Below are 15,034 nucleotides of genomic sequence, written 5' to 3'. Positions count from 1 at the left end.
AACTCATGCCACGGAACATTCGGCAGCGTGTCGCCCATGGTCTTGATCACGTGCGCCATGGTGTCCAGGCCGACCACGTCGGAGGTGCGGTAGGTCGCCGACTTCGGGCGGCCGACCAGCGGGCCGGTCAGGCCGTCGACTTCGTCGAAGCCCAGGCCGAATTCCTGCGTGTGGTGGATCGTGGACAGGATCGAAAACACGCCGATGCGGTTGCCGATGAAGTTCGGGGTGTCCTTGGCGTACACCACGCCCTTGCCCAGGGTGGTGACCAGGAACGCTTCCAGCGCTTCCAGCACCGCCGCATCCGTGGTGGTGGCGGGGATCAGTTCGGCCAGGTGCATGTAGCGCGGCGGGTTGAAGAAATGCACGCCGCAGAAGCGGTGGCGCAGCTGCTCGGGCAGCACGTCGGCCAGCTTGTTGATGCCCAGCCCGGAGGTGTTGGAGGCCAGCACGGCGTGGTCGGCCACGAACGGGGCGATCTTCTTGTACAGGTCCTGCTTCCAGTCCATGCGTTCGGCGATGGCCTCGATGATCAGGTCGCAGTCGCGCAGCTGCTCAAGCCCCGTTTCGTAGTTGGCCGGGGTGATCGCTTCGGCGTAGGACTTGCTGGCCAGCGGGGCCGGGCTCAGCTTGGTCAGGTTGGCGATTGCCTTGATCACCACGCCATCGGCGGGACCTTCCTTGGCGGGCAGGTCGAACAGCACGGTGTCGACACCGGCGTTGGTGAGGTGGGCGGCGATCTGGGCACCCATGACGCCGGCACCCAGCACGGCGGCGCGGCGGACTGGCAGGGAATTGGACATGTCGATAAGCCTTGGTTGGTCAGCAGTTACTGGGTGGAAAGGGAGGGGGCAGGGGTCGAAGGCGTGGGGCTGCCTTCGCTGCGTGCCGCGGCGCGGAAACCGGCCTCGGCGAAGTGGATGAGTTCCTGGGCGGCCTGTGCACGATGGGCTTCTTCGGTGACACCGGCGGGACGCTTGATCAGGCCGAAATCGGCCATGGCGTAGGTCAGCGAGCCGGCCAGGAAGTCCAGCCGCCAGTACAGCTCCTCCTTGCTCAGGCCCGGCACGCAACCGGCGATGGCGCGGCCGAAATCGCGCAGCACATGCCCGTAGTGGTCGGAAAGGAAGCGGCGCAGGTTGTCGTTCTTTTCGGCGTAGGCGCGCGCGATCACCCGCACGAAGGCGCCACCGCTCTGGCGGTCCTGGGCCATCGCCAGCGCCGGTTCGACGAAGGCGGCCAGCACCGGCCGCAGCTCGCCCGGGTGGTCACTGCGGGCCCTTTCCAGCTGGCCCATGCGCGCGGCGGTCATTTCGTCCATGCGACGGCGGAACACCTCGTTGACCAGGTTTTCCTTGGAGCCGAAGTGGTAGTTGACCGCCGCGATGTTCACGTCCGCCTGGGTGGTCACCTGGCGCAGCGAGGTCCCGGCAAAGCCATGCAGCGCGAACAGCTCTTCGGCAGCGCCGAGAATGCGGTCCTTGGTGGAGAAGTGGGCGGGTTTGGCCATGGGGTGGGACAGGTTCAATCAAACGATTGTTTGATATTAGACCCGCCCACGGGCCAGTGCATTGTGCGCCGCAGCATATTGATGCCTGCGTTCATCCCTGTGTATTACATGAATGGCCAGGGCTACCGTGGCGGGGAGCGAGGCGTTACAATCCGCGCACGTTTATCAGGCTAAGCCCGCGTTTTGACGCGGGTTTTTTTCATGTTACCCTCGGGCCTTGAGTGGCCCGGACTTTCGGAGATACCACCATGGCGCTGGAGCGCACCCTTTCGATCATCAAGCCGGACGCCGTTGCCAAGAACGTCATCGGTGAAATCTACGCCCGCTTCGAGAAGGCTGGCCTTAAGGTCGTCGCCGCCAAGTACAAGCAGCTGTCGCGCCGCGAAGCCGAAGGCTTCTACGCCGTGCACCGTGAGCGTCCGTTCTTCAACGCACTGGTCGAGTTCATGATCTCCGGCCCGGTGATGATCCAGGCCCTGGAAGGCGAGAACGCCGTGCTGGCCCACCGTGACCTGCTCGGTGCCACCAACCCGAAGGAAGCTGCGCCGGGCACCATCCGCGCCGATTTCGCTGAATCCATCGATGCCAACGCCGCCCACGGCTCGGACTCGGTCGAGAACGCCACCAACGAAATCGCTTATTTCTTTGCCGCTACCGAAGTGGTTTCCCGCTAAGAGGTCGACGTGAACGAGGTCGTACAGACACCCGCCATCCAGCCGCTGCCGAAGTCGGCACCCACGGCTGGCAAGCAGAACCTGCTCGACCTCGATCGCGCGGGCCTGGAGCGCTTTTTCGTCGAGAAACTGGGCGAACAGAAGTTCCGGGCCCACCAGGTGATGAAGTGGATCCACCATCACTACGTCACCGACTTCGATGAGATGACCGACCTCGGCAAGAACCTGCGCGCCAAGCTGCAGGAACATGCCGAGGTCCTGGTCCCGAACATCGTGTTCGAAAAACCGTCCGCCGACGGCACCCACAAGTGGCTGCTGGCGATGGGCACCGATGGCAAGAACGCCATCGAGGCGGTCTACATCCCGGACAAGAACCGCGGCACGCTGTGCGTGTCCTCGCAGGTCGGCTGCGCGCTGAACTGCACCTTCTGTTCGACCGCCACGCAGGGCTTCAACCGCAACCTTTCCACCGCCGAGATCATCGGCCAGGTGTGGGTCGCCGCGCGCCACCTGGGCAACATCCCGCACAAGCAGCGTCGTCTCACCAACGTGGTGATGATGGGCATGGGCGAGCCGCTGATGAATTTTGACAACGTCGTGCGTGCCATGAGCGTGATGCGCGATGACCTGGGCTACGGCCTGGCCAACAAGCGGGTGACGCTGTCCACCTCCGGCCTGGTGCCGCAGATCGACCGCCTGTCCACCGAAAGCGACGTGTCGCTGGCCGTTTCGCTGCATGCGCCGACCGACGAGCTGCGCGAGACGCTGGTGCCGCTCAACAAGAAATACCCGATCGCCGATCTGATGGCCTCCTGCGCGCGCTACCTGCGCGCCAACAAGCGCCGCGAATCGGTGACCTTCGAATACACCCTGATGAAGGGGATCAACGACCAGCCCGAGCACGCCCGTGCACTGGCCCGGTTGATGCGCCAGTTCGACAACGCGGTGCAGGCCAAGGGCTCGGGCAAGATCAACCTGATTCCGTTCAATCCGTTCCCGGGCACCCGCTACGAGCGCTCGGACGATGTGCAGATCCGCGCGTTCCAGACCATCCTGCTGGACAGCAACGTGCTGACCATGGTGCGCCGCACGCGCGGTGATGACATCGATGCGGCGTGTGGCCAGTTGAAGGGGCAGGTGATGGATCGCACCCGCCGCCAGGCCGAGTTCAACAAGACGCTCGACAAGGCCATCAAGGAAGGCGCCGGGCGTGATGCAGCGGCCTGACCGCGCATCGACGCTGGCCCTCGCTGCGCTGTGTGCGTTGGCGCTGGCCGCCTGCAACAGCGGTTCCAAGGGCGTCAAACTGCCCAAGGCGCAGTTGGCGGTGGCGCCCACCTACGTGGCCCAGGATGACGGTCGTATCCGCAAGCTGCACCAGTACCAGAGCCAGCTGACCCTGGCCGGCTCGGACTTCGGCACCGGCAAGCTGGACTCTGCGGAAAAGCGCGCGCGTGCCGCGCTCAAGCTCATGCCCGATCGTCCCGACGCGCTGCTGCTGCTGGCTGCCATCGCCGACCGTCGGGGCGAGGGTCCGCGTGCCGGTGAGCTGCTGCAGCGCGCCGTAGCACAGGCCCCCGAGCGCGGCGACGTATTGAACAACTACGCGGCCTGGATGTGTGATCACGGCAACGCCGAAGCGTCGCTCGGCATGTTCGAGCGCGCCATCGCAGCGCCCGGTTATTCCAGTCCCGGCGTCGCCTTGTCCAATGCCGGTGCGTGCGCGCTCCGTGCCAAGCAGCCGGTGCCTGCCGAGCGCTACCTGCGCGCGGCGCTCGCACAGGACCCGCGCGATGCCCAGGCATTGGATGCCATGGCCCAGCTTTCCTTCGACAATGGCCGTTACATGGAAGCGCGCGCGTTCTCCGAGCGCCGGCTCGCGGCTGCACCGCCAACGCGTTCCGTGTTACAACTGGCGTCGCAAATAGAGACGCGACTGGGTGATCAGCGAGCCGCTGAGCGCTACCAGCAGCGGATTCGACAGGAATTTCCGCAGGAAGCGGACCTCAATTCCAAGGGTTGAAGCACTGTGACTGACAACCAGACCGTGAACGCTTTCGAGACGGCCGCCGGCTGTGGCCAACGCCTGCGCCAGGCCCGTGAAGCGGCAGGACTGACGCTTGATGATGTGGCCCAGCGCCTGCACATGCCGGCGCAGGTGGTGCGTTCACTGGAAGAAGAACAATGGCAGCGGCTCGGTGCGCCGGTATTCGTCCGCGGCCAGCTGCGCAGCTATGCGCGCCTGCTGGGCGTGGACGTAGGCGAGGTGCTGGAACAGGCGCAGGTCGGCCCGATCGTTCCGCCCACCCTGGTCAGCCATACCCATACCCCGCGTGCGCGCCGCATTGCCGAAAGCGTTGGCCGGCGTCTGCTGTACGTGGGCATCACCGCCGCGCTGGCGGTGCCGGTCTGGTTCGCCACCCGCAGCCATCTGGATGCAGATGGCCAGGGGCCGAGCACGGCCTCGCTGGATGTGATTCCGGCCACCGTCGCCGTGGCTCCGCCGCGCAACGACGATCCGGCCACCACCGGCGTTGCTGCCCCGGCCGTCGCGCCGGCGCGTCCTGTCACGCAGCCGTACGTGGCCTCGCTGACGCCGGTGCCGCGGCCTGCGGCGCCCAGCGAACCGGCCACGACCAAGGGCGCACTCGGCCTTCAGTTCAGCGGTGACAGTTGGGTGGAGATCACCGCGCCGGATGGCAGCACGGTGGAAAAGGCGTTGATCCAGGCCGGCCAGTCGCGCAGCTTCACTCCGGGCCAGGTCGGCCGGGTGGTGCTGGGCAATGCCGCGCAGGTGCAGGTTCAGCAGAACGGCGCCATCATCGACCTTGGCCCGTATCGGCGAGCCAACGTCGCACGCTTTACGGTATCCTCTGAGGGCTCCGTGGTCCCGGTTTCAAACTGAGGCCCGGACCGGAATCCACAACCCATTGAACAGTCCTCCCCGGCGAGCTTGTCTCCGGCTCGGGTAGGGCGAGAGTACGCATGGCGATCGACGACCTGCTCGACGAGCACGAACAAAGTGAACGCGTCCGCACCTGGCTGCGGAAGAATGGCCTGAGCATCATCGGCGGCGTAGTGATCGCCGTGGGTGCCATCTGGGGCTGGGGCTACTGGCAGCAGGAGCACGGCAACAAGCTGGCTTCGGCCAACGTCGAATACCAGAAGGTGCTCAAGGGTATCCAGGAAAACAAGCTCGACGACGCCGGCAAGGCGGTCAAGGCGCTCGACGCCGGTCCGTCCAACATCTATTCCGAACTGGCTGCCCTGCAGCTGGCCAAGGCGCAGGTGGAAGCGGGCAAGGATGAAGACGCGCTGGCGACCCTGCGCGCGGTGAAGGTGGAAGGCGACCTCAAGCAGGTCGTGGACCAGCGCATCGCGCGCCTGCTGGTGGCCACCGGCAAGGGCAGCGAAGCGATCACCCTGCTGGGCAACGCCGCCGATCCCGGTTCGCTGGAAATCCACGGCGATGCCCTGATGGCCACCGGCAAGCGCGATGAAGCGCGTGGGCAGTATGAGAAAGCGCTGAAGACGCTGGACGTGGCAGCGCCGCAGCGGCGCCTGCTGGAAACCAAGTTGATGGACGCCGGCGGCACCGTCGCGGCGACTGAGGAGTCGGTGTAATGAGTCAGATGGTCATCCTCAAGCGGGTTGCCACGGTTGCCATGCTCGGCATGGCGCTGTCCGGTTGCAGCACGGTCAAGGGCTGGTTCGCCGGCAAGGACGCCGAAGCCAAGAAACTGCAGGAGCCGGTGGAACTGGTGAAGTTCGACGCCACTGTCAAGGTCGACAAGCTGTGGACGGTCAACCTGGGCAAGGGCGAGGATCGCATCGGCGTGCGCCAGGGCCCGGCAGTCGCCGACGGCCGCGTGTATGCCGCTGCCATCACCGGCGGCGTGCATGCCATCGACCTGCAGACCGGCAAGAAGGTCTGGACCTATGAGCCGGCCAAGGAAAAGAAGAAGCCCAAGCTGCGCCTTTCCGGTGGTCCGGGCGTGGGCGAGGGCCTGGTGGTCATCGGCACGCTGGACGGCCAGGTGATCGCGCTGGATGCCGCTGATGGCACCGAAAAGTGGCGCGCAAAGGTGCCGGGCGAAGTGATCTCGGCCCCGGCCGTCGGCCAGGGCATGGTGTTCGTGCGCAGCAATGATGGCCGCATCACCTCCTTCGACGCCACCAACGGCACCCAGCGCTGGTTCAACCCGCGCGAACTGCCGATGCTGACCGTGCGCGGTAACGCGCCGGTGGTGCAGGGCCCGGGCGTGGTGTTCGTCGGCAACGACGACGGCACCCTGGCTGCGCTGGGCGCGGCTGATGGCCGCACCCTGTGGGACCAGGTGGTCGGCAACCCGGAAGGGCGCACCGAGCTGGATCGCATGTCCGACGTGGACGGTGCGCCGGTGCTGGAAGGCAACACGCTGTACGCCAGCAGCTTCAAGAACCAGACCATCGCCATCGAAGGTCCGACCGGGCGTCCGTTGTGGACGCGCGACCACGGTGGAGCAGGCGGCGTCACGCTGTCCTCGTCCTACGTGATCGTCACCGACAACCAGGGCGGTGTGTTCGGCCTGGACAAGCAGAGCGGTGCGGCCAGCTGGTCGCAGACCGGCCTGGCCCGGCGCCAGCTGACCGGCCCGGCCCTGCAGGGCGATTACGTGGTCGTCGGCGATCTCGACGGCTACGTTCACTGGCTGCAACAGTCCGATGGCGCGATGGCCGCCCGGGCAAAGACCGGCGGGACCGTCAAGGCCCAACCGATAGTCGCCGACGGGGTCCTGCTGGTGCAGAACATCGAAGGCAAGCTGACCGCTTTCCGGTTGGCCAATTAATTACGGAGTAAACGCGATGCTGCCCCTGGTCGCCCTGGTCGGACGGCCGAATGTCGGCAAGTCCACAATCTTCAATGCGCTCACGCGCACCCGCGACGCGCTGGTCCATGACCAGCCCGGCGTGACCCGTGACCGCAACTACGGTGTCTGTCGCCTGGATGAGGACAATCACTTCCTGATCGTGGACACCGGCGGCATCGCCGAACAAGAAGAAGGCCTGGCCGGCGCCACCGCGCGCCAGGCCCGTGCCGCCGCCGAAGAAGCCGATCTGATCGTCTTCGTGGTCGATGCGCGCGATGGCACCTCTTCGCTGGACGACGACATCCTGGCCTGGCTGCGCAAGCAGCAGCAGCCGAAGGTGCTGCTGATCAACAAGATCGACGGTACCGACGAGCACACCGTGCGTGCGGAGTTCTCGCGCTACGGCTTCAGCGAGATGCTGACCGTCTCGGCGGCGCATCGCCAGGGTCTGGACGATCTGCTGGAGGAAATCGTCGAGCGCCTGCCGGAAGAGGGCAGCGCCGAAGAGATGGACAACGATCCGAACCGCGTGCGCATCGCCTTCGTCGGCCGCCCCAACGTGGGCAAGTCGACGCTGGTCAACCGCATCCTCGGCGAGGAACGGATGATCGCCTCGGAAGTGCCGGGCACCACCCGCGATTCGATCTCGGTGGACCTGGAACGCGAGGGCCGCGACTACCGTCTGATCGACACCGCCGGCCTGCGCCGTCGTGGCCGCGTGGACGAAGCCGTGGAGAAATTCTCGGTCGTCAAGACCATGCAGGCCATCGAACAGTGCCAGGTTGCGGTGCTGATGCTGGACGCGCATGAAGGCGTGACCGACCAGGACGCCACCGTGCTCGGCGCGGTACTCGATGCCGGGCGTGCATTGGTCATCGCGATCAACAAGTGGGACGGACTGACCGACTACCAGCGTGAGCAGGCAGAGACCCAGTTGTCGCTGCGGCTGGGCTTCGTGCCGTGGGCCGAATCGGTGCGCATCTCGGCGATGCACGGCTCCGGGCTGCGTGAGCTGTTCAACGCGATCCACCGCGCGCACGATTCGGCGAACCACCAGTTCAGCACCAGCGAAGTGAACCAGGCGCTGGAAATGGCCTACACCGCCAATCCGCCGCCGACCATCCGTGGGCATGTGTCCAAGCTGCGTTACGTGCATCCGGGCGGCGCCAACCCGCCGACCTTCATCGTGCACGGCACGCGCCTGAAGGAACTCTCGGAGACCTACAAGCGCTACCTGGAAAACTTCTTCCGCAAGCGTTTCAAGCTGGTCGGCACGCCGGTGCAGTTCATCTTCCGCGAGGGTACCAACCCCTACGAAGGCAAGAAGAACCCGCTGACCGAACGCCAGGTCAAGGCCAAGCGCCGCCTGATGAAGCACGTCAAGGGCCGCTGACCCCGTAGCGCCGGCCCACGGTCGGCGAGCGCAGCGGCAGTGTGCCGACCCGATGTGCATGGCCGATAATGCGGCCATGCGCATCCTCGAAATCTCCCCCGACCTCGCCCTGCAGCGCCTTTCCGAAGGCGCCGTGCTGATCGACGTACGCCAGCCGCTCGAGCGCGCCGGCGGCATGGCCGAAGGCGCACGCGGCATCACCCTGGCTGACCTGCAGGCCGACCCGGCCGCGCACCTGCCACAGCAGGATCAAGACATCCTGCTGATCTGCCAGACCGGCAAACGCTCAGCCGATGCTGCGCTGTTCCTGCACGCGGCGGGTTATGCGAACGTCGCCTCGGTAACCGGCGGCACCGTGGCCTGGCGTGCGCAGCAATTGCCGCTGGTGCAGCCGCCAAGCTCTGCCGAAGACCGTGATTTCTTCGACCGCTATTCCCGCCACCTGCTGCTGCCGCAAGTGGGTGAGGCCGGCCAGCGCAAACTGCAGCGTTCACGCGCGCTGGTGCTCGGCGCGGGCGGGCTGGGCTCGCCGGCCGGCTTCTATCTGGCCGCCGCCGGAGTAGGGCAGCTGCGCTTCGTCGACGACGACCGCGTGGAGCGCAGCAACCTGCACCGGCAGATCGTGCATACCGAAGCCGGCGTCGGCCAGTTCAAGGTCGACTCGGCGCGCGAGCGCCTGCTGGCGCTGAATCCCTCCATCACCGTCGAAGCCATCGCCGAGCGCGCCACCTCGGCCAACATCGACGCGCTGATGGAAGGCGTGGACGTGTTGCTGGATGGTTCGGACAACTTCCCGCTGCGCTACCTGCTCAATGATGCGTGCATCAAGCACGCCACGCCCTTGGTATACGCGGCCATCGAGCGCTTCGACGGCCAGGTGAGCGTGTTCGATGCCGGCCGCCAGCGCGGTGTGGCGCCGTGCTACCGCTGCCTGTTCCCACAGCCCCCGCCGCCGGAGTTCGCCCCCAACTGCGCCGAAGCCGGCGTACTGGGCGTGCTGCCGGGCCTGGCCGGCGTGCTGCAGGCCACCGAGGTGCTGAAGCTGCTGCTGGGCATCGGCGAGCCGCTGACCGGACGGCTGCTGCGCTTCGATGCACTGGAAATGCGCTTCCGCGAAACCCGGCTGTCGCCGGATCCACACTGCGCCGTCTGCGCCCCCGGTCGGGATTTCCCCGGCTACATCGATTACGCCGCGTTCTGCGCCGGTCGCTGATCCGCCCGCTGCGCTCGCCGAGCGTGGCTCGGCGCTACAGAGGCACCAATCTGGCACGCAGTGCCGTGCCACCGGTAGCGCCGACCCATGGTCGGCGAGCGCAGCGGCAGCCGTACGTTCGCAGTGCCAGATGGAACGACATGGCGATGAATTTATCGCCCGTTTCATCCGCGGAACAATGAACCGCAACCCACGTGCTATTGATTGCCTCCTGCATGCCCTATCGTTGACGCACTTCAACGCATCACAGGAATGGCCGCATGGCGGTGGAAGCAGCTGCAAGCAGTGAACTGGTCAAGGTCGTCGCCCTGTTGGGCGCGGCGGTGGTGATGGTGCCGTTGTTCCGGCGTTTCGGCCTCGGGTCGGTGCTGGGGTACTTCACTGCCGGCCTGGCGATCGGGCCGTTCGGGCTGGGCTGGTTCTCCGATCCGCAGGCAATCCTGCACACCGCCGAACTCGGCGTGGTGATGTTTCTTTTCGTGATCGGCCTGGAGATGCGGCCCTCGCACCTGTGGAGCCTGCGCAAGGAAATCTTCGGCCTGGGCACCGCACAGATCGTCACCTGCGCGATCGTGCTGACCCTGGTGGCCAAGCTGTTCGGGCTGCCCTGGCAGGTCGCCTTCATCGGCGCCACCGGCTTCGTGCTGACCTCCACCGCGGTGGTGATGCAGCTGCTGGCCGAGCGCGGTGACATCGCCCTGCCGCCCGGCCAGAAGATCGTCTCCATCCTGCTGTTCGAAGACCTGCTGATCGTGCCGCTGCTGGCGCTGGTGGCCTTCATGGGCCCCTCGGCCGGCAGTGCCGGTGGCGAAGGGTCGCGCTGGCTCTCAGTGGCCATCGGCGCCGGTGCGGTGGTCGGCCTGGTGCTGGTCGGGCGCTTCCTGCTCAATCCGTTGTTCCGTATCCTCGCCGCCGCCAAGGCGCGCGAAGTGATGACCGCCGCTGCGCTGCTGGTGGTGCTCGGTGCGGCATTGCTGATGCAGCTGTCCGGGCTGTCGATGGCCATGGGCGCCTTCCTGGCCGGCGTGCTGCTCAGCGAATCCACGTTCCGGCACCAGATCGAAGCGGATATCGAACCGTTCCGCGGCATCCTGCTGGGGCTGTTCTTCCTCAGCGTGGGCATGGCGCTGGACTTGGGCGTGGTGGCGCGCAACTGGCCGCTGATCGTCGGGCTGGTGCTGGCGCTGATGGTGGCCAAGGCCCTGTGCATCTATGCAGTGGCGCGCGTGATGGGCAGCAGCCATGCGCAGGCACTGGACCGTGGCGTGGTGATGGCGCAGGGCGGCGAGTTCGCCTTCGTGCTGTTCGCCGCGGCCGCCAGTGCCGGTGTCATCGACGTGGACATCAATGCCAACTTCACCGCCGTGGTGGTGCTTTCGATGGCGCTGACACCCCTGGTGGTGCTGGCGCACAAGCGCTTTGCCGCGCCTGCGGTGGTCAGCATGGAAGGCGTCGAGACGGCCGAAGGCCTGTCCGGCAGCGTGCTGCTGATCGGCTTCGGCCGCTTCGGCCAGGTCGCCAGCCAGTCACTGCTGGCGCGCGACGTGGACGTGACCATCATCGACAACGACGTGGAGATGATCCACAGCGCCGAGCGCTTCGGCTTCAAGATCTATTACGGCGATGGCACCCGGCTGGACGTGCTGCATGCCTCCGGTGCGGCCAGCGCCCGGGCGATCGCGGTGTGCGTCAACGATGCCGCCGAAGCCGACCGCATCGTCGAACTGGTCTCGCATGAGTTCCCGCAGGCCAAGCTGCTGGTGCGCTCGTTCGACCGCGAACATTCGCTGCGGCTGATCCACGCCGGCGTCGATTTCCAGATCCGCGAAACCTTCGAATCGGCAGTGATGTTCGGCCAGGCGGCGCTGATGGAGCTCGGCGCGGACGAGGACGACGCGCGCGATATCGCCGAGCAGATCCGCGAGCGCGACGCCGAGCGCCTGCAGCTGGAAATGGCCGGTGGCGACCTCCGCGCCGGTGCCCACATGGCCTTCGGCAGCTCGCTGCCGGGCGTGCCCACGCCGACCCCGTTCACCGTGCCCAAGCGCCAGTCGCGCACGCTGAATGCCGATCAGGTGCCGCCGGACGCCTGAGCGGTAGTGACGGCGCGGCAGTGACGGCCGCTGGCCGTCAAACGCCGTCATGACGGCCAGCGGCCGTCACTACCGGGCCTGAATCAGGGACAATAGCCATCCCCGCCGCTCCACGCCTGCTTCGATGACCCTGCCAACCGACGCCTCCCATTCCGCCCGCATCCTCGACGGCCGCCGCATCTCCGAAGCGCTGCTGGACAGCCTGAAGGTGCGCGTAGACGCCCGTGTCGCCGCAGGTGGCAGCCGTCCCGGGCTGGCCGTGGTGCTGGTGGGCGGCGACCCGGCGTCCACCGTGTACGTGCGCAACAAGCGCCGTGCGGCGGAGAAGGTCGGCATCGAGGCGCATGATTTCGATCTCCCCGCAGGCACCAGCGAAGCCGAGCTGCTGGCGCTGATCGATAAGTTGAATGCGGACCCGAAGATCCACGGCATCCTGATCCAGCTGCCGCTGCCCGGCATTCCCGATGCACGGCGGCTGATCCAGCGCATCGATCCGCGCAAGGACGTGGACGGTTTCCACCCGGAGAACGTCGGCCACCTGGCGCTGCGCGAGTTCGGCCTGCGCCCGTGCACCCCGCGTGGCATCACCACGCTGCTGGGCCACACCGACCAGCCCGTGCGCGGCCGCAATGCCACCATCGTCGGGGTCAGCAACCATGTCGGCCGGCCGATGGGACTGGAGCTGCTGATCGCCGGCTGCACGGTGACCAGCTGCCACAAGTTCACCCCCAAGGACGTGCTGGAACAGGCCGTGCGCAACGCCGACATCCTGGTGGTGGCGGTCGGCCGCCCGGGCATCGTCCCGGGTGAATGGGTCAAGCCCGGTGCGGTGGTGATCGATGTGGGCATCAACCGGCTGGACGACGGCCGGCTGGTCGGCGACGTCGGCTTCGAAGCGGCCGCAGAGCGCGCCAGCTGGATCACCCCGGTCCCCGGCGGCGTCGGCCCGATGACCGTGGCCACGCTGATGCAGAACACCCTGGAAGCGGCCGAAGCGTTCGTCTGAGGCCGCCCGGGCGGTGACGGATGGGTAGCGCCGACCCATGGTCGGCGAGCGCAGCGGCGCCTTTCGCCCCACACCCCAACGGCGCGACACTGCGTCGCATCTACCCCCTGCCGCTCGGCCGACAAACAGGGTAAAATGACGCGCTTCCCCACATCTCGGGTATGCCGATGCTGCGCATCCAGGCTGAAGCTCTCACCTACGACGACGTCTCGCTCGTCCCCGCCCACTCGATCATCCTGCCCAAGGATGTCAGCCTGGAAACCCGGCTGACGCGCGACCTGCGGCTGAAGCTCCCGATCCTGTCCGCTGCGATGGATACCGTCACCGAAGCACGCCTGGCCATCGCCATGGCCCAGCTCGGCGGCATGGGCATCATCCACAAGAATCTGAGCGTGGAACAGCAGGCCGCCGAAGTGGCCAAGGTCAAGAAGTTCGAAGCCGGCGTCATCCGCGATCCGATCACCGTCGGGCCGGAAACCACCATCCGCGACGTGCTGGCGCTGACCCAGGCGCGCAACATCTCCGGCGTGCCGGTGGTGGACGGCGGCCAGCTGGTGGGCATCGTGACCCACCGCGACATGCGCTTTGAAACCGAGCTGGACGATCCGGTCCGCCACATCATGACCAAGAAGGATCGCCTGATCACGGTCAAGGAAGGCGCCGCATCCGAAGAGGTGCAGCTGTTGCTGCATCGCAACCGCATCGAAAAGATCCTGGTGGTCAACGATGATTTCGCCCTGCGTGGCCTGATCACCGTCAAGGACATCCAGAAGAACACCGATTACCCGAACGCTGCCAAGGACTCCGCCACGCGCCTGCTGGTGGGTGCTGCGGTCGGCGTGGGCGGCGATACCGATCGCCGCGTCGAAGCGCTGGTTGCCGCCGGCGTGGACGTGCTGGTGGTGGACACCGCGCACGGCCATTCGCAGGGCGTGCTGGACCGCGTGCGCTGGGTCAAGAAGCACTTCCCGCAGGTGCAGGTGGTCGGTGGCAACATCTGCACCGGCGAAGCCGCACTGGCGTTGCTGGATTGCGGCGCGGACGCGGTGAAGGTCGGCATTGGTCCGGGCTCGATCTGCACCACGCGCGTGGTTGCCGGTGTCGGCGTACCGCAGATCACCGCCATCGATCTGGTCGCCGAGGCGCTGCAGGATCGCATCCCGCTGATCGCCGACGGTGGCATCCGCTACTCCGGTGACATCGGCAAGGCGCTGGCCGCCGGTGCCTCCACCATCATGATCGGCGGCCTGCTGGCCGGCACCGAGGAATCGCCCGGCGAAACCGAGCTGTTCCAGGGCCGTTCCTACAAGAGCTACCGCGGCATGGGCTCGCTGGCAGCGATGGAAAAGGGGTCCAAGGACCGCTACTTCCAGGACGCTTCCAGTGCCGACAAGCTGGTGCCCGAAGGCATCGAAGGCCGCGTGCCGTATCGCGGCCCGGTCGGCGGCATCATCCACCAGCTGATGGGCGGCCTGCGCGCCACCATGGGCTACGTGGGCTGCGGCACGGTTGAAGACATGCGCAGCAAGCCGAAGTTCGTCAAGATCAGCGGCGCCGGCCAACGTGAGAGCCACGTCCACGACGTGCAGATCACCAAGGAACCGCCGAACTACCGCGCCTGAGGCCGGAGGCAGCAAGAGGAACGAGGAAGCAGATTCCCGTTCCTCTTTCTACATCCGCCGCTGGTTGCGCCTTCGTACTCCGTTATTCCTCCTGCATCGCCCGGGCATCATGACCAACATCCATACCGACAAGATCCTCATCCTCGATTTCGGCGCGCAGTACACCCAGCTGATCGCCCGCCGCATCCGCGAGCTCGGTGTCTACTGCGAAATCTGGGCGTGGGACCACAACCCGGCCGACATTGCCAGCTTCGGGGCCAAGGGCATCATCCTGTCCGGTGGCCCGGAATCGACCACTCTGCCGGGCGCGCCCGCCGCGCCGCAGGAAGTGTTCGACAGCGGCCTGCCGGTGTTCGGCATCTGCTACGGCATGCAGACCCTGGCCGCGCAGCTGGGCGGTGAAACCGAAGCGGCCGACCAGCGCGAATTCGGCCACGCCGAAGTCAACATCGTCGCCCCGGATTCGCTGTTCGCCGGGCTGAGCGACCACCCGGGCGAGGCCCGTTTGAACGTGTGGATGAGCCACGGCGACCACGTCTCCAAGGCGCCGCCGGGCTTCACCATCACCGCCACGACCGACCGCATCCCGGTGGCCGCGATGGCCAACGAAGATTTGGGATGGTACGTCGTGTATTTTCAAGTGTAAGTGTATTATATCGTTTTGGGTATGTTT

13 protein-coding genes and 1 pseudogene are annotated in these 15,034 nt (G+C 66.4%); 12 read left to right on the top strand and 2 right to left on the bottom strand.

Features of this window, described 5'->3' with window-relative positions; genetic code table 11:
- The coding region (locus ACI2JH_RS02215) for a 3-hydroxyacyl-CoA dehydrogenase family protein (protein WP_404735291.1) at nt 1–803 on the bottom strand (803 nt) is incomplete at its 3' end.
- A 26-nt stretch (nt 804–829) separates the two neighbouring features.
- Nucleotides 830–1,510 carry a TetR/AcrR family transcriptional regulator gene (locus ACI2JH_RS02210; RefSeq protein WP_101099043.1) on the bottom strand — a complete coding sequence of 227 codons (681 nt, stop codon included), beginning with the start codon at nt 1,508–1,510 and terminating at the stop codon, nt 830–832.
- A 248-nt stretch (nt 1,511–1,758) separates the two neighbouring features.
- Here ACI2JH_RS02210 and ndk point away from each other — a divergent pair, with 248 nt between their 5' ends.
- From ndk to guaA, 12 genes and pseudogenes are all read left to right on the top strand, one after another.
- A complete protein-coding gene (gene ndk / locus ACI2JH_RS02205; RefSeq protein WP_042615376.1) occupies nt 1,759–2,184 on the top strand; it encodes a nucleoside-diphosphate kinase in 426 nt (141 codons plus the stop codon).
- Between the two features lie 9 nt (nt 2,185–2,193).
- Nucleotides 2,194–3,411 carry a 23S rRNA (adenine(2503)-C(2))-methyltransferase RlmN gene (gene rlmN, locus ACI2JH_RS02200; protein WP_042615375.1) on the top strand — a complete coding sequence of 406 codons (1,218 nt, stop codon included), beginning with the start codon at nt 2,194–2,196 and terminating at the stop codon, nt 3,409–3,411.
- The gene (locus tag ACI2JH_RS02195) at nt 3,398–4,207 is read left to right on the top strand and encodes a tetratricopeptide repeat protein (protein ID WP_101099044.1); all 810 of its coding nucleotides are present in this window, start codon (nt 3,398–3,400) and stop codon (nt 4,205–4,207) included. Before rlmN ends, ACI2JH_RS02195 begins: the two co-directional genes overlap by 14 nt.
- A 6-nt stretch (nt 4,208–4,213) precedes the next feature.
- A complete protein-coding gene (locus ACI2JH_RS02190) occupies nt 4,214–5,089 on the top strand; it encodes a RodZ domain-containing protein (protein WP_101099045.1) in 876 nt (291 codons plus the stop codon).
- Nucleotides 5,090–5,169: 80 nt separating this feature from the next.
- A complete protein-coding gene (locus tag ACI2JH_RS02185; protein ID WP_101099046.1) occupies nt 5,170–5,808 on the top strand; it encodes a tetratricopeptide repeat protein in 639 nt (212 codons plus the stop codon).
- Nucleotides 5,808–7,013: an outer membrane protein assembly factor BamB gene (gene bamB, locus ACI2JH_RS02180; RefSeq protein WP_182655640.1), complete on the top strand. Its 1,206-nt coding sequence runs from the start codon at nt 5,808–5,810 to the stop codon at nt 7,011–7,013. Before ACI2JH_RS02185 ends, bamB begins: the two co-directional genes overlap by 1 nt.
- A 16-nt stretch (nt 7,014–7,029) precedes the next feature.
- Nucleotides 7,030–8,427: a ribosome biogenesis GTPase Der gene (gene der / locus ACI2JH_RS02175; RefSeq protein ID WP_101099048.1), complete on the top strand. Its 1,398-nt coding sequence runs from the start codon at nt 7,030–7,032 to the stop codon at nt 8,425–8,427.
- Between the two features lie 76 nt (nt 8,428–8,503).
- Nucleotides 8,504–9,640, top strand: coding sequence for a molybdopterin-synthase adenylyltransferase MoeB (moeB, locus tag ACI2JH_RS02170; protein WP_404735290.1), 1,137 nt, complete (start codon nt 8,504–8,506; stop codon nt 9,638–9,640).
- A 260-nt stretch (nt 9,641–9,900) separates the two neighbouring features.
- Entirely contained in the window at nt 9,901–11,733 is a 1,833-nt protein-coding gene (locus ACI2JH_RS02165; RefSeq protein WP_042615495.1) for a monovalent cation:proton antiporter-2 (CPA2) family protein, read from the top strand.
- 124 nt (nt 11,734–11,857) lie between these two features.
- A complete protein-coding gene (gene folD / locus ACI2JH_RS02160) occupies nt 11,858–12,739 on the top strand; it encodes a bifunctional methylenetetrahydrofolate dehydrogenase/methenyltetrahydrofolate cyclohydrolase FolD (protein ID WP_101099050.1) in 882 nt (293 codons plus the stop codon).
- A gap of 167 nt (nt 12,740–12,906) precedes the next feature.
- Nucleotides 12,907–14,361, top strand: coding sequence for an IMP dehydrogenase (gene guaB / locus ACI2JH_RS02155; protein ID WP_101099189.1), 1,455 nt, complete (start codon nt 12,907–12,909; stop codon nt 14,359–14,361).
- 109 nt (nt 14,362–14,470) lie between these two features.
- Nucleotides 14,471–14,986: pseudogene (gene guaA, locus ACI2JH_RS02150) on the top strand (glutamine-hydrolyzing GMP synthase); the annotation flags it as partial.
- Nucleotides 14,987–15,034: the final 48 nt, after the last annotated feature.

The organism is Stenotrophomonas sp. NPDC078853, from assembly GCF_044901215.1.
Classification (GTDB): domain Bacteria; phylum Pseudomonadota; class Gammaproteobacteria; order Xanthomonadales; family Xanthomonadaceae; genus Stenotrophomonas; species Stenotrophomonas lacuserhaii.
Note: the sequence above shows the minus strand (reverse complement) of the source record. Positions and strands in the feature narration are given on the sequence as shown.

Bases quoted from the DNA above. Each gene is read 5' to 3' on its own strand.
- ACI2JH_RS02165 (WP_042615495.1), top strand. From the start codon at position 9,901: ATGGCGGTGGAAGCAGCTGCAAGCAGTGAACTGGTCAAGGTCGTCGCC.
- guaB (WP_101099189.1), top strand. From the start codon at position 12,907: ATGCTGCGCATCCAGGCTGAAGCTCTCACCTACGACGACGTCTCGCTC.
- bamB (WP_182655640.1), top strand. From the start codon at position 5,808: ATGAGTCAGATGGTCATCCTCAAGCGGGTTGCCACGGTTGCCATGCTC.
- ACI2JH_RS02185 (WP_101099046.1), top strand. From the start codon at position 5,170: ATGGCGATCGACGACCTGCTCGACGAGCACGAACAAAGTGAACGCGTC.
- folD (WP_101099050.1), top strand. From the start codon at position 11,858: ATGACCCTGCCAACCGACGCCTCCCATTCCGCCCGCATCCTCGACGGC.
- moeB (WP_404735290.1), top strand. From the start codon at position 8,504: ATGCGCATCCTCGAAATCTCCCCCGACCTCGCCCTGCAGCGCCTTTCC.
- ACI2JH_RS02210 (WP_101099043.1), bottom strand. From the start codon at position 1,510: ATGGCCAAACCCGCCCACTTCTCCACCAAGGACCGCATTCTCGGCGCT.
- ndk (WP_042615376.1), top strand. From the start codon at position 1,759: ATGGCGCTGGAGCGCACCCTTTCGATCATCAAGCCGGACGCCGTTGCC.
- ACI2JH_RS02195 (WP_101099044.1), top strand. From the start codon at position 3,398: ATGCAGCGGCCTGACCGCGCATCGACGCTGGCCCTCGCTGCGCTGTGT.
- der (WP_101099048.1), top strand. From the start codon at position 7,030: ATGCTGCCCCTGGTCGCCCTGGTCGGACGGCCGAATGTCGGCAAGTCC.